Genomic DNA, 13,520 nt, shown 5'->3' with positions numbered 1-13,520 from the left:
TATAATGGCTTGCTATTATAGCGCACAAGGGGGTGTTATGTTACTTGGCATTGAAAGCAGTTGCGATGACAGCTCGCTAGCACTCATGGATTTACAAACCGCCCAATTGCTTTGGCACTCTAAGATTTCTCAAGAGAGCGCACATAGTCCCTATGGGGGCGTTGTGCCCGAGCTTGCCTCTAGGTTGCACGCTGTCAATCTCCCCCTTTTGGCTAAAAGGGCTAAAGAGTTTCTAGGCGGCTTTAGCGCCCTTAAAGCCATTGCCATCACCACTTGCCCGGGACTAAGTGTTACCCTTTTAGAAGGGTTAATGCTCGCAAAAACCTTAGCTTTGGGCTTAAAAATCCCCTTAATTTCCATAGACCACTTACAAGCCCATATTTACTCGCTTTTCATTGACAAGCCCGTTATCCTTCCTTTGAGCGTATTGCTTGTGTCTGGCGGGCATACTTTGATTATAGAAGTGCATGACGCGCAGAACATGCAAATTGTGGCACAAAGCCTAGATGACAGCCTAGGCGAAAGTTTTGACAAGGTGTCTAAAATGCTAGGGCTTGGCTATCCGGGCGGTCCCATAGTAGAAACTCTAGCTAGAGATTGCCCCCCCCAAGAAAAGCTAAACTTTACCTTACCGCTCAAAGACCACAAGGGGCTAGCCTTTAGCTTTTCAGGACTTAAAAATGCCGTGCGCTTGGCTATTTTAAAAGAGAGAGAAAGGGGGGTTTTAAGCGAGAGTTTTAAAACCCGCTTGTGTGCGGGGTTTCAAGAAACAGCCACCGTCCACTTAGTGCAGAATTTGCGCCGTTACTTTGCAAACAGCCCCATTAAAACTTTGGGTTTAGTGGGGGGAGTGAGCGCAAATGCTTATGTGAGAGAGTGCATCAACGCTCTATGTGGGGAGTTGGGCTTAGATTTGTTATTAGCCCCCCTAGAGTTTTGTAGCGACAATGCGGCGATGGTCGCAAGGGCGGGGGTGGAGTTGTATCGGTGTGAAGACTTTACCCCTTTGCATAGCCTAGACATTAGCCCACACACCCGTTTACCTTTTGTAGGCTAATTTTATTTGCTATGATAGAGATCGCATTACCATTTTATTCGATGCAAGGAGCATAGGTGTTTAAGAGTTTGCAAACCCGGGCTTTAATCTACCTAGTGATTTTGTTGAGTCTTTTTGCACTTTTGGTGTTTATGTTGATCCAAAGAGATTATGCCAACTTAGCAGAAACTCAGGGTAAGTCTGTAGCTAAAAGCATCAACGCTTCGATCATCAACACTATTGTGCAAGCCATCGCGGTGGGAACAACCAAAGCCATTTATAAAGCCATAGATGATAGCAATAAACTACCGGGCGTTAAAATGAAGTTTTATCCCGGACAAGACGACATTAAGCTATTTGGTTTGAATACAAAGTTTACCAACGATCCACGTATCCGCAACTACTTTAACAACCCCAAGACCCCGCAAAAGGTCTTGGTAGAGGGGCATGGCAACAATCGGCATGTCTTGGTTCTACAGCCCTTAGTGGGCGATGCCGCTTGTGTGAAATGCCACACCAACAACAAACCCGGGGACATGATCGGGGTGATGGAGGTCAAACTCTCTTTAAAAGAAACCTACAGCAATGCTAATGCTTTTAGTATCAAAACCCTCTCGTGGATGGTGGGGATTTCTATCGTGATCATTGCTTTGCTCTTATTTGTGGTGCAAAGAAATGTGATCCGTCCTTTAAGTCGCCTAGAAAACACGGCTAAGGATTTAGTGTCCTCACAAGAGGCAGATTTAACCCGCCGTTTGAACATCACCGGTAGCGATGAAATTGCAGCGGTTTCAGGACATGTAGACCGATTCATCGCCAAAATCGCTGGGATCATTACAATCGGTAAGGGCATTGTGGAGAAAAACAACCAAGTGGGACAAGCTCTAAAAGAATCCACGGATAGACTAAAAGAAGCGGGGCGCAAGGAATTAGACTCGGTCGAAAACCTAAAGCACATTAACCAAGAAGCTGGAGAAAGTTTGCAGTCGGCACAAAACAATCTCAGTGAAACGATCGCTAATTTGGATGCCACCGACACCATTTTAAACGAGTTCATCACAAAAATCCAAAACTCCGTCGATTCGATTTTGCTGTCCGTGCAAATCCAACAAGAGATCGCCACAGATTCGATCGAGCTGGTCAAACACGCCGCCGAAATTAAAAATATCTTGTCTATCATTGACAGCATCGCAAATCAAACGAATTTGCTTGCCCTAAACGCCGCCATTGAAGCGGCCAGAGCGGGCGAACACGGACGGGGCTTTGCGGTGGTCGCCGATGAAGTGCGCAACCTTGCCGAGAAAACGCAAAAATCTTTGGGTGAGATCACGGCAATGGTGAATATGGTGACCCAAAGCATTGAGAACATGGGCGAGCGGGTGCAAAATGGAGCGACGCAGTCGCAAGAAGTGTCTGAAAAAACCTCTCTGCTCATCACAGATGCGCAAAATGCCAAGGACAATTTGAGCCAAACCAAAGTGAAGTCCCAAAACACCGTGGAGCAGAATAAGGTCGTGGTGGCAAAAATGGAAGAATTAAACCAAGTCATCAACGAGTTCATCCAAATCTTTGCTGGGGTTAAAGAAGTGCGCAATAATTTAGAGAGCCACAGCACCCAGATTGTGGAGAAAAACCAAGAACTAGACATAGAGTTTAAGAAATTCAAGGTCTAGAGTGCGCTGTTTTAGCTGTGGGGCGTTCAGTTTCAAGCTTCTTTGCAAGCGTTGCTACGCCGAGCTAGCCCCACTCCTAGAAAACCATAGACTAGAAAATACCCCCATTTACAGCTTTTACGCCTACGACGAGATAGAGTTTTTACTAAAAAGCAAGTATAGCCTCATAGGCAGCCGCCTTTTGCCCCTCTTGGCTCTAAGGGTGCGGGGTTTGCTAGAGCCCTTGCTACAAGAGCCCCTTTATGCCCTGCCCATTGATGATCACATCAAAAGGGGTTACTCCCACACCGCCACCATCGCCCACGCGCTTTGCAAAAATAGCCCCTGCAAACCTGTTTATAATAAATTATGCGCCACAAAAAACATCACCTACGCCGGGCAGAGTTTGGAATTTCGGCAAAAAAACCCTAAGGGCTTTGTTTTTAAGGGCGATCCTAATTTGGCTTACTTTTTGGTGGACGATGTGCTCACCACAGGCACAACCCTACGCCAAGCAATCCAAACCCTACGCCAAGTGGGGGCAAAGGTGGCGTTCGCCCTTGTGCTCGCAAAGGCTTAGGCTTCTACTTGGGGCTTTCTAGGCAAGTTGTAGCGGCGGCGTTTCTCCCAAAGGGACTTGCGGCTGATGCCTAGGCGCTTGGCAAGCTCGGTGTCGGTGTAAGACGCACTGAATTGCTGGATGGCACTTTTCTCGTAGTCTTGGATGGAGAGCAAATTGAAGGACAAGGTAGGCTGGCTGCTCTCTAAAGAGAGCAAATTCGCGTAGTCTAAACTCTCTTGCCCCACAAAGCTCACAATGGCGTTGTGGGCTTCAAGAGTGCTTAAAAACCTCTCTCTCTCCTTTAAACTCAACACTTCCAAATGCGTGAAGTAGGCGATGCAAGAGCGCTCGGAGTGTTTAGAACACTTGGGCTGCTTTGGCAGATCCTCTAGGTTTTTTAAGGAGAAAAACTCCAAGTAAAAGTCGTGCAAACGGGCGTAGTTTAACACGAACATGTCCGCCCCAATCTGTGCATGGCTTTGTAAGATCAAGGGGAAACTGTGATCGGCGTGCACATCCACCTCGCAATTTTGGGCACTAAAATCTAAATATTTTTCATACACGCTCGCCCGCTCGATCGCCTTTTGGTAAGAGCGGTGGTAGGTGATTTTCCTTAAGAGTTCCTCCATTTTAAAGGGCTTTAAAATGTAGTCTTTGGCCCCCGCTTTTAGGGGGCGATTGACCCCATCCTCGCTCACAAAAGAGGACATGATGATGATGATCGCTCTAGCGTTCTTGCGCACAAAGAGTTCACACCGATCCACGCACGCCTTAGAAGAGAGCAAGATCACATCGTAATCCTCTTTAAAGTGGTGGAAAATGCTCGTGGCGCTTTGGCATTGATAGCCCGTACTGCTCAAGGTGGAGTAAATGCTTTGGGCTAAATGGACCTCATCCTCAATGATTAAAACACTGCCGACTTTATTCATGGATCACCCATAGGGCACGGGTCTGCACCAACGCCTGCACGCCCACGCCCTCCTTTCTGCCGATAAAGCCCAGCCCCTCAAAGGTGGTGGCTTTTAAATTAATATTTTCTACTCGCATGCCTAGCAATTCTGCCAAATTTCGCTTAATCAATGCCCTATAAGGGGCAATTTTAGGCATGTCGGCAAAAAGGGTCAAATCTACCCTTTCTACAAAATGCCCCACACTTTGCACGAGTTGATGGATTTCTTGTAACATCTGTGCCGAATCCTTATTTTTGAAACTAGGGTCTTTGTCGCTGTAATACATCCCAATGTCTCCCCCATTAATCGCCCCAAGCAGGGCATCTATGAGCGCATGCAAGAGCACATCTCCATCGCTGTGCGCCTTAAACCCACAATCCACACAATCACTAGGCGCAATCACAATCCCGCCCAGCTTCATGATCTTGCCCCCCTCAAAGCCGTGCACATCAAAGCCTAGTCCGGTGTGGGTGGTGGTGCTGGTGTGGTGAGCGGGCAGGTCGTGGGCGTGGGTGAGCTTGTCTAGCGTGGGGCTGCCCTCAATGTAGGTGACATGCGCACCTAGACTTAAAATGGCACTGCTCTCATCGGTAAATTCCCCCGCCTTGTAGGCTTGTTTTAACACAGAAGTGCGGCAAATTTGGGGGGTCTGCACCCTTAAAGCGCGCTTGCGATCCAAGGCTTGGTAGGGGGGGGTGGCGGTGGGGTTGTAATAAACCATCGTATCCGTGCAGCTTAACGCCGGGGCGACACAATCAAGCCCACCTTGCATGCGATCTAGTAGTCGCTCTAGCACCCCAAAGTCCACCTGGTAGCGGGCAATGTCGCTTATCATCACCAAGGGGGTTTGCACGCACTCTAGGGCATTTTGCACCGACTCTTGGCGGCTCGTCCCACCCACGAGCACGCTTAAATTTGTGCCGCATAAAAGCTGTTCTAAATAGACCTGCTCCAAGCGGTTAGACACCAAGATAAAAATCTGCGCAAACAGCCCTAAATGGTTAAAATCTTCATAGACCTTTTGCACTAGAGGCACGCCGTTTAAACGCCAGAATTGTTTTTTAATGTGGGGGAAATCGGGCAAATGGGGAGTAAAGCGACTGCTAGCCCCTGCGGCAGCTAAAACGAGCGAAAGATCCTGGCGTGGCTGCAAATAGCCCCTTTAGGTGAATTTTACCCCCACCCACTGACTCCAAGCAAAACCAAAAAACGAAAGGTGGATCTTAGTATTTTCTAGCTTAAAGGGGTGTTAGGGCAGATTTTAAGCCTACATTTACACGCTTGTGTTAGTGTGGTGCTTTTAGCAAAGGAGAAGTATGCCAAGAGATTACCTAGACAAGCGCACAGAGCCCGTTAAAACCCAACTGCACTACGCCAAAAAGGGGATCATCACCGAAGAAATGCACTATGTCGCCAATGTGGAGGAGCTTAAGCCCGAATTGGTGCTAAAAGAGGTCGCCAAAGGGCGTTTAATCATCCCGGCAAATATCCAGCATAGGAATTTAGAGCCCATGGGAATAGGCATTGCGCTAAAGACTAAGATCAACGCCAACATCGGTAGCTCGGCGATCATCCATTCCGCTCAAGGGGAGGTGGAAAAATTGCAAATTGCCATTAAATACGGGGCGGACACGGTGATGGATTTGTCCACGGGTGGGGATTTGGATATGATTAGAAAGGAAATCATCGCCGCCTCAAGCGTGCCCATTGGCACGGTGCCCATGTACCAAATCTTGCACGATGTGAATAACGATGTGATGAAACTAGATATTGACACCATGCTAGCCGTGCTAGAAAAACAAGCCAAACAAGGGGTGAGTTACTTCACCATCCACTGCGGGTTTTTGCTCGAGCACATGCCCTTTGTGAGCCGGCGTAAAATGGGGATTGTGAGCCGGGGGGGCAGTTTAATGGCTTCGTGGATGATGCATTATCACAAACAAAACCCTTTTTATGAAGCCTTTGACGATATTTTAGCCATTTGCCAAGAGTATGATGTGTCCTTGAGTTTAGGCGATTCGCTGCGCCCGGGCTGCCTTGCTGATGCCAGCGACATGGCGCAATTTGCTGAATTAAAGGTGCTTGGTGAGTTAGCTAAGAGGGCCTATGAAAAGGATGTACAGGTGATGATTGAGGGCCCCGGGCATGTGCCCCTAAATCAAATCGAGCGCAATGTCAAACTGCAAAAAGAATTGTGTAACGAGGCCCCCTTTTATGTGCTAGGACCCTTGGTTACCGACATTGCGGCCGGCTACGATCACATCGCCAGTGCGATCGGAGCGTGCTTGGCGGCTTACAAGGGTGTGGCGATGCTTTGCTATGTAACACCTAAAGAGCATTTAGGCTTACCTAATGCCAAAGATGTTAGAGAAGGGATTTTAGCCTATAAAATCGCCGCCCATGCCGCCGACATCGCCAGGGGGCGCATCCATGCCCGCGTGCGCGATGATTTGATGAGCGATGCGCGCTATGCCTTTGAGTGGAACAAGCAATTTGAGCTCGCCTTAGATCCCGATCGGGCAAGAGAATACCACGATGAGGCTTTGCCCCAAGAAGTTTTCAAAGAAGCCGAGTTTTGCTCCATGTGCGGGCCTAAGTTTTGCAGCTACAAGGTGAGCCAAGACATTTTCAAAAATTACAAGGGGGCTTAGGGCTGTTTGTCCTTAGTGGAGCGGAGGTAGTAGTAAATCGCTTTGATCTCATCGGGGGTGAGGTTATAGCGGGGCATGATGGATTTAGCCCGATCGAGGGCGTTGGCAAAATCTGTAACATTAGCGAAGTTGTCGATGGAGGGGGCTTTAAAAATGCGCTCTTGGTTGGTGGCGGTGGTGTAGCGGGTGATGACCTGCCCCTGCCCACTGATCCCGTGGCACTTCACGCAACTGATGTTTCTAGGGTTGTTGTAAAGCTCTTTGCCATACTCTAAAATGGTGATGAAACTGCCGTCTTTGGGCTTGTCCGCCCCAAAGAGACACCCAAGCAAAACGCCGATTAAAAGCACACTTTGTTTAAGCAAGCCATTTCTTTCAATAATTTTTGATTATAATAGCGTAAAAATTCAAAGTAAGTTGGGCGATGGTTTTACTAGATGGCTATGCGCTGGCACGCTTAAAAGAAGAGGCTTTGCGCCAGGAGGTGCGGACTCTGCAAGAAACCCGGCATATTTGCCCTAAGCTCGTGGTGGTGTTGGTCGGCACAGACGACGCCAGCGTGCTGTATGTCCATATGAAAGCCAAAGCCTGCGCACGGGTGGGGATAGATTGCGTACTAGAAACCCTGCCCGAGCAAACCCCCCAAGCAGAATTATTAAACTTGTTAGAGCGTTACAACCACGATACTAGCGTGCATGGGATTTTGGTGCAACTGCCTCTACCTAAACATGTAGACACGAGGCGGGTGATCGAGGCGATCGCCCCACATAAAGATGTGGATGGTTTCCACCCCTTGAATGTGGGGCGGGTGTATTCTAACAGCCTATACACGGGCTTTTTGCCCGCAACCGCAATGGGGATAATGCAGCTTTTAGAGCATTACAAAATCGAAGTCAAGGGTAAAGATGTGGCGATTGTGGGGGCGAGCAATATCATCGGTAAGCCCTTAGCATCCTTAATGCTAAATGCCGGGGCGACGATTAGTTTATGCCACATTTTGACGAAAGACATTAGCCTTTACACCAAAAACGCCGACATTGTGTGTATTGGCGTGGGACAGCCCAAGCTCTTAAAAGCGCACATGGTCAAAGAGGGAGCGGTGGTCGTAGATATAGGCATTAATAAAGTAAAGGGCAAGGTCATAGGCGATGCGGACTTTGAGGGGCTTAAAAGCAAAGTGAGTTTTATCACCCCTGTGCCTAAAGGTGTAGGACCGATGACAATTGTTTGTTTGTTGCAAAACACTTTGTACGCCGCTAAGGGCTGTGCTTAAACTTTAAATAAGGGGTTTTATGGGTTTCTTTCAAGCGTTGCGCCGTTTTGTGATGAGCTGGACGGGGACAATCATTTTAGTGCTCTTGGCGATTTTCTTTGTGGCGCAAGCCTTCATCATCCCCTCGCGCTCCATGGTCGGCACACTCTACGAGGGGGATATGCTCTTTGTAAAAAAATTCAGTTACGGCATCCCCATTCCAAGATTGCCATGGCTTGACATTCCTTTGGTGCCCGATTTTAAGCACAACGGGCATTTAATCGAGGGCAAACGCCCGCAAAGGGGCGAGGTGGTGGTGTTCATCCCTCCCACAAATAAGGGCTACTATGTTAAACGGCTTTTTGCCACCGGGGGCGATGAGGTCATTTTTAAACAAGATGGCTTTTACTTGCACCCCAAAGAAAGCGACACTGATCCTAATTACATTTCTAAGCACTTTGCCAAGCACAAGGTGCAGCAATTCTTGGGTAAGGACTTTGTCTTTGCGCCCTATGAGGACAAGCATTTAGGCATTTTTTACAGCAAACACAACCAAACCTACCCCATCATGCTCGCCCTTGCCAGCCACCAGCTGCAAAGCCAAATGGGCGTGAGCATGGAGCTCATAGACCTAGATGGCGAAAACGCCTTTTACTCTAAAATCGCTCCCGATCATTACTTTATGATAGGCGATAACCGCGATGACAGCAGCGACTCGCGCTTTTGGGGGAGTGTGCCCTACAGCCACATTGTGGGCACGCCGTGGTTCATTTACTTTAGTTTAAATTTATCTAATAGCATAGAGGCGGGGCAAAAACCTAAAGACAAATTCACCGTGCGCTGGCAACGGATGTTTAAAAGCGTGGAGGGGCTAGAGGCACAAATGACAGAAAGACACCATTTACCCACACGGGAGGACTGAATGCATGTGATCTTGGGTTGCGACCATGCGGGGTTAAACTTGTGCGCCTTTTTAGAGCAGCGGCTCAAAAGCAGCCACAGCCTAGAGATATATCAGCCAAAGGCAGGCGAGCGGGTGGATTACCCCGATTACGCCCATTTAGTGGTGCAAGTTCTGCTAGACAAGAAAGACGCCAGGGGCATTTTGGTGTGTGGGAGCGGGATTGGCATGAGCATTGCGGCCAATCGCTTTAAGGGCATCCGTGCGGCTCTATGTAGCGATGCCTACATGGCTAAAATGGCGCGGTTGCATAACGACGCCAATGTTTTATGTCTAGGGCAAAATGTCGTGGGCTTTGGGGTGGCGTTAGATATAGTGGAGGTTTTTTTAAAGACGGAGTTTGAAGGCGGGCGGCACAGCACCCGCTTAGAAAAAATCGAGGGTTTAAAGTGTTAGCGCAATGGATGGTCATCACCCTTGTGGTGTTGTTTGTGGCCTACATGGCGGTACGGACTTTCTTTTACCGCTCGGTGGCTAAACGCCAAGAAAAATACTCGGCTTCTATGAAACTCACCTTGCAAGAGGCGGAGGTGCTGATCCAAAAGCACCAATTGCAGCTCCAGCGCTCTTTGGGCAACATTGACATTTTAACCCATGAAATGAATGCCCTAAAAGATGAAGTTAAGGTTTTAAAACAGCGCAACGCCCAATACCGCCTAGAAACCGACAAATACAAAGCCCGCATCCGCGAATTAGAACAAAAAATCGAAGCCCTATTGTGAGGAACTATGTTTAGCCAAAAATTAAAAGCCCAATTAAAGGAAGCCATAAGGGAGGTGCCAAACCACCCCAAGCCCGGGGTGCTCTTTAAAGACATCACCCCCTTAATCAACCACCCCATGCTCTTTGGCACGCTCATAGATGCACTTAAGGATCGCTATAAATTGCATGGCGTGGATTTTGTTGTGGGGATTGAGGCAAGGGGGTTTATTTTGGGCGCAGCTTTAGCTTACGCTTTGCAAGCGGGCTTTGTGCCTATCCGCAAACAGGGCAAACTGCCCTACCAAACCCTAAGCGCATCCTACGAGCTGGAGTATGGCACGGACACCATAGAAATCCACGCCGATGCCTTTAGGGAACTCAACGATGCGCATGTTGTGCTGATCGACGATTTGATCGCCACGGGGGGCACGGCTTTAGCGAGCTTAGAGCTTTTGGAGCAAATGCAAGCGCATTGCGTGGAGGCGTGTTTTTTGATCTCGTTAAATGAGTTTGGGGGCTTGGAGAAAGTCGCTGAGAGAGTGAGTACCTTTAGTGTGTTGGAGTACGACAAATAGGCATGGAAGCCTATATTTTAGAGCTGTGGAACAACTACGCCGCCAGTTGGGGCTATGTGATCCTCTTTTTTTGGAGCATTTTAGAGGGGGAGATCGGGCTGATTTTAGCGGGCATGGCATGTTATGAGGGGCACATGAATGTCTTTTTGGCGATCAGCGTGGCGGCTCTTGGGGGCTTTAGTGGGGATCAAATGTATTTTCACATTGGACGCACGAGCAAAACCTATTTAAACAAAAAGCTAGAAAAGCAACGCCGTAAACTCGCTCTAGCACATTTGCTCTTACAAAAATACGGCTGGTTTGTGATTTTTATCCAGCGCTACATGTATGGCATGCGCACGATCATCCCCATTAGCATTGGGCTCACCCGTTACAACGCCCTTAAATTCGCCGCCATTAATCTTTTAAGCGCCTTTGTGTGGGCTTCGATCACGATCGTTTTGGCGTGGTATTTTGGCGCACAGCTCTTTGATTTGCTAGAGTTGATTAAGCGTTATCCTTATGTATTTATACTAATATTATTGGTGTTTTTGGGGTTTGTGGCGTGGTATTTCCAAACCCACACCAAAAAAATGGATCAAAAAATCCAAAAAATCCAATAGCATAGAAAGGATACGGATGTTTTCTGTCAAACTAGAGAAGGCTTCTTTTGAGGCGGCTAAGGCGGATATTGCGATTGTTTTTCTCATAGAAAAGGATTTAAGCAAAGCCCTAGATCCGCATTTGTTGCAAACCCACAACTACGAGGGCGAGGGCGTGTTTTGGGATCAAAAAAACGAGGCTCTGTATGTGGGCGTGGCGCAAAGCGATGTGCATTTATTTAGAGAAGCGGCGTTTAACGCTGTGCGTGCGCTCAAAAAATGCGTGAAAAGCGCAAAAATCGGGCTTTACACCGCCAAACACAGCGTGCATAAACACGCCCTAGAAGAGACAATGGAGGCGATTTTCACCGGTCTGCAATTTGGCATGTATGAATTTGAAACCTACAAAGAAAAGAAAAGCAAAGCCCATTTGCAAGAAGTGGTGGTGGCTTTAGGCGGAGAGCAACATTTAAAATCCTTGCAAAAAGTCCTAGACAAATCAAAAATCATGGTTGAGCATGTGAATCTCGCGCGTGATTTGGTGAACACCCCCAATGTCGCCAATGCCCCCTATGTCGCTAAGAAAGCCAAAGACTTGGCCGAAAAGAACGGGCTAGAGTGCTTCATACATGGGGAGGATTATTTAAAAGAAAAGGGCATGAACGCTTATTTAGCCGTGAATGCCGCTTCAGCTAACCCCCCACAACTCGTGCATTTGGTCTATAAGCCCAAAAACGCCAAGAAAAAGATCGTTTTAGTGGGTAAGGGCTTGACCTATGATTGTGGCGGTCTTAGCATTAAAACCGCTGAGTTTATGCTCACCATGAAAGCCGATAAAGGCGGGGCGTGTGCGGTGCTTGCCACCATCAACGCCCTAGCCCATTTGCACGCCGAGGCAGAGGTGCATGCCGTGCTAGGCTTGGCAGAAAACATGATCTCTGGCAGTTCTTACCGCCCCGATGACATTTTGATCTCCAAAGAGGGCAAGAGCATAGAGGTGCGTAACACAGACGCAGAGGGGCGTTTGGTGCTTGCTGATTGCTTGAGTTTTGCCCAAGATTTAGAGCCCGATTTGATCGTGGATTTTGCTACACTCACGGGGGCGTGCGTGGTGGGGCTTGGCTCTTACACCAGCGGGATCATGGGCAATAATGAGGCACTCAAAACCCAGTTTGAAGAATCCGCCCTTAAAAGTGGGGAGTTGGTCGCCAAATTGCCCTTTAACCGCCACTTACGCAAACTCTTAGACTCCAAAATGGCAGACATCGCCAATATCACCCCCGTGCGTTATGGGGGGCGGTTACCGCTGGGCTTTTCTTAAACGAGTTTATCCGTGAAACCTATAAAGACAAATGGCTACACATTGACATTGCCGGGCCTGCCTATATTGAAAAAGAATGGGATGTCAATGTGGCGGGGGCAAGCGGTGTGGGCGTGCGTATGTGCACTCAATTTGTCTTGGATATTTTGGGCTAAATGGGGCTATCTGTCGGCATTGTGGGCTTGCCCAATGTGGGCAAGTCTAGCTTATTCAACGCCCTAACCAAGAGTACCAACGCCCAAAGTGCCAATTACCCCTTTTGCACCATCGATCCCAATAAGGCGATCGTGGATGTCCCCGATGCCCGCTTAAAGGCGTTGGCGGATATTGTCAAGCCTGAGAGAATCCAACACTCTAGCGTAGAGTTTGTGGATATTGCGGGCTTAATTAAGGGGGCGAGTGCGGGCGAGGGGCTAGGCAACCAGTTCTTAGCCCATGTGAAAGAATGCGCTGTGATTTTGCATGTGGTGCGTTGTTTTGAAGACGATGACATCACGCATGTGAGCGGAGAGGTTAATCCCTTAAGCGACATTGAAACGATCGAGGTGGAGTTGATCTTAGCCGACATACAAACCTTGCAAAAACGCCTAGAAAGGCTTGTTAAGCTTGCCAAAAGCAATAAAGAAGCCCAAGCGAGTTTAGAGATCGCCAACGCCCTTTTAGCCCATTTAAACGAGCTCAAACCCGCTAGCAGTTTTAAAGACAGAGAGCACCCCGTGTTTCTTGCCTTAAATCAAGAATTGCGTTTTTTGAGTGCCAAAGAGGTTATTTTTGTCGCCAATGTGGATGAAGCCCATGTGAGCGGATTAAACGCCCACGCCCTAAAGGTGCAAGCCTTAGCCCAAGAGAGAGGGGCGGGGTTTGTGGTGCTGTGTGCCAAATTAGAAGAAGAGCTTGTGGGGATGGATGAAAACGAGGCTTTGGAGTTTTTGCAAAGTTTGGGCGTGGAATCAAGCGGACTAGATCAAGTCATTAGTTTAGGCTTTAAGGCTTTGGGCTTGATGAGTTACTTCACGGCTGGGGTGAAAGAAGTTAGGGCTTGGACAATTGTCAAAGGCTCTAGTGCGCCCACAGCGGCCGGGGTGATCCATAAGGACTTTGAAAAGGGCTTTATCAAGGCGGAGACGATCGCTTATGAGGATTTCATCGCCTATGGGGGTGAGGCGGGGGCAAAAGCCAAAGGTGCTTTACGTGTCGAGGGCAAGGACTACATTGTGCAAGATGGCGATGTGATGCATTTTAGGTTCAATGTTTAGTCATGTCTTGTTATAATAGAC

Annotated in this window: 14 protein-coding genes and 1 pseudogene; 12 read left to right on the top strand and 3 right to left on the bottom strand. The window is 48.3% G+C overall.

Annotation, left to right across the window (positions count from 1 at the left end):
- Positions 1-37: 37 nt before the first annotated feature.
- From tsaD to K6J74_RS01530, 3 genes are read left to right on the top strand one after another with little or no spacing between them, the layout of a single operon-like run.
- A complete protein-coding gene (tsaD, locus tag K6J74_RS01540; protein WP_221272171.1) occupies positions 38-1,057 on the top strand; it encodes a tRNA (adenosine(37)-N6)-threonylcarbamoyltransferase complex transferase subunit TsaD in 1,020 nt (339 codons plus the stop codon).
- 56 nt (positions 1,058-1,113) lie between these two features.
- Positions 1,114-2,709, top strand: a complete 1,596-nt coding sequence (locus K6J74_RS01535) for a methyl-accepting chemotaxis protein (protein WP_221272170.1) — start codon at positions 1,114-1,116, stop codon at positions 2,707-2,709.
- Position 2,710: 1 nt separating this feature from the next.
- Positions 2,711-3,268 (top strand): ComF family protein, encoded by a 558-nt coding sequence (locus K6J74_RS01530; protein WP_221272169.1) that lies wholly within the window; start codon positions 2,711-2,713, stop codon positions 3,266-3,268.
- On the opposite strand, the gene K6J74_RS01525 is transcribed toward K6J74_RS01530, so the two are convergent.
- Entirely contained in the window at positions 3,265-4,179 is a 915-nt protein-coding gene (locus K6J74_RS01525; protein WP_221272168.1) for a response regulator transcription factor, read from the bottom strand. The two genes, K6J74_RS01530 and K6J74_RS01525, sit on opposite strands and share 4 nt — an antisense overlap.
- A complete protein-coding gene (gene ispF, locus K6J74_RS01520) occupies positions 4,172-5,353 on the bottom strand; it encodes a 2-C-methyl-D-erythritol 2,4-cyclodiphosphate synthase (protein WP_221272167.1) in 1,182 nt (393 codons plus the stop codon). Before ispF ends, K6J74_RS01525 begins: the two co-directional genes overlap by 8 nt.
- A 163-nt stretch (positions 5,354-5,516) precedes the next feature.
- On the opposite strand from ispF, the gene thiC reads away from it, so the two are divergent.
- The gene (thiC, locus tag K6J74_RS01515) at positions 5,517-6,851 is read left to right on the top strand and encodes a phosphomethylpyrimidine synthase ThiC (RefSeq protein ID WP_221272166.1); all 1,335 of its coding nucleotides are present in this window, start codon (positions 5,517-5,519) and stop codon (positions 6,849-6,851) included.
- Here thiC and K6J74_RS01510 read toward each other — a convergent pair.
- Positions 6,848-7,216 (bottom strand): c-type cytochrome, encoded by a 369-nt coding sequence (locus K6J74_RS01510; RefSeq protein WP_260321635.1) that lies wholly within the window; start codon positions 7,214-7,216, stop codon positions 6,848-6,850. The two genes, thiC and K6J74_RS01510, sit on opposite strands and share 4 nt — an antisense overlap.
- A gap of 59 nt (positions 7,217-7,275) precedes the next feature.
- Between K6J74_RS01510 and folD the strand changes: the two genes are divergently transcribed.
- From folD to ychF, 8 genes and pseudogenes are all read left to right on the top strand, one after another.
- Complete coding sequence (gene folD / locus K6J74_RS01505; protein ID WP_221272165.1) at positions 7,276-8,124, top strand: bifunctional methylenetetrahydrofolate dehydrogenase/methenyltetrahydrofolate cyclohydrolase FolD; 849 nt, start codon at positions 7,276-7,278, stop codon at positions 8,122-8,124.
- Positions 8,125-8,143: 19 nt separating this feature from the next.
- A complete protein-coding gene (gene lepB, locus K6J74_RS01500; RefSeq protein WP_221272164.1) occupies positions 8,144-9,025 on the top strand; it encodes a signal peptidase I in 882 nt (293 codons plus the stop codon).
- Entirely contained in the window at positions 9,026-9,460 is a 435-nt protein-coding gene (gene rpiB, locus K6J74_RS01495; RefSeq protein WP_221272163.1) for a ribose 5-phosphate isomerase B, read from the top strand.
- Positions 9,454-9,786: a coiled-coil domain-containing protein gene (locus K6J74_RS01490; protein WP_082346437.1), complete on the top strand. Its 333-nt coding sequence runs from the start codon at positions 9,454-9,456 to the stop codon at positions 9,784-9,786. Before rpiB ends, K6J74_RS01490 begins: the two co-directional genes overlap by 7 nt.
- 6 nt (positions 9,787-9,792) lie before the next feature.
- The gene (locus K6J74_RS01485; RefSeq protein WP_221272162.1) at positions 9,793-10,341 is read left to right on the top strand and encodes an adenine phosphoribosyltransferase; all 549 of its coding nucleotides are present in this window, start codon (positions 9,793-9,795) and stop codon (positions 10,339-10,341) included.
- Between the two features lie 2 nt (positions 10,342-10,343).
- On the top strand, positions 10,344-10,943 hold the full coding sequence (locus K6J74_RS01480) for a DedA family protein (RefSeq protein ID WP_221272161.1): 600 nt from the start codon (positions 10,344-10,346) through the stop codon (positions 10,941-10,943).
- 16 nt (positions 10,944-10,959) lie between these two features.
- A pseudogene (locus K6J74_RS01475) lies at positions 10,960-12,398 on the top strand (leucyl aminopeptidase).
- Positions 12,399-13,499 (top strand): redox-regulated ATPase YchF, encoded by a 1,101-nt coding sequence (gene ychF / locus K6J74_RS01470; RefSeq protein ID WP_221272160.1) that lies wholly within the window; start codon positions 12,399-12,401, stop codon positions 13,497-13,499.
- The last annotated feature ends 21 nt before the right edge of the window (positions 13,500-13,520 follow it).

The organism is Helicobacter sp. NHP19-012, from assembly GCF_019703325.1.
Lineage (GTDB): Bacteria > Campylobacterota > Campylobacteria > Campylobacterales > Helicobacteraceae > Helicobacter > Helicobacter gastrofelis.
This window is presented reverse-complemented; position numbering and strand designations above follow the sequence as displayed.

Excerpts from the sequence above, each read along its gene's own strand:
- lepB (WP_221272164.1), top strand. The coding sequence starts at position 8,144 with ATGGGTTTCTTTCAAGCGTTGCGCCGTTTTGTGATGAGCTGGACGGGG.
- tsaD (WP_221272171.1), top strand. The coding sequence starts at position 38 with ATGTTACTTGGCATTGAAAGCAGTTGCGATGACAGCTCGCTAGCACTC.
- K6J74_RS01485 (WP_221272162.1), top strand. The coding sequence starts at position 9,793 with ATGTTTAGCCAAAAATTAAAAGCCCAATTAAAGGAAGCCATAAGGGAG.
- rpiB (WP_221272163.1), top strand. The coding sequence starts at position 9,026 with ATGCATGTGATCTTGGGTTGCGACCATGCGGGGTTAAACTTGTGCGCC.
- ychF (WP_221272160.1), top strand. The coding sequence starts at position 12,399 with ATGGGGCTATCTGTCGGCATTGTGGGCTTGCCCAATGTGGGCAAGTCT.
- folD (WP_221272165.1), top strand. The coding sequence starts at position 7,276 with ATGGTTTTACTAGATGGCTATGCGCTGGCACGCTTAAAAGAAGAGGCT.
- K6J74_RS01525 (WP_221272168.1), bottom strand. The coding sequence starts at position 4,179 with ATGAATAAAGTCGGCAGTGTTTTAATCATTGAGGATGAGGTCCATTTA.
- thiC (WP_221272166.1), top strand. The coding sequence starts at position 5,517 with ATGCCAAGAGATTACCTAGACAAGCGCACAGAGCCCGTTAAAACCCAA.
- K6J74_RS01480 (WP_221272161.1), top strand. The coding sequence starts at position 10,344 with ATGGAAGCCTATATTTTAGAGCTGTGGAACAACTACGCCGCCAGTTGG.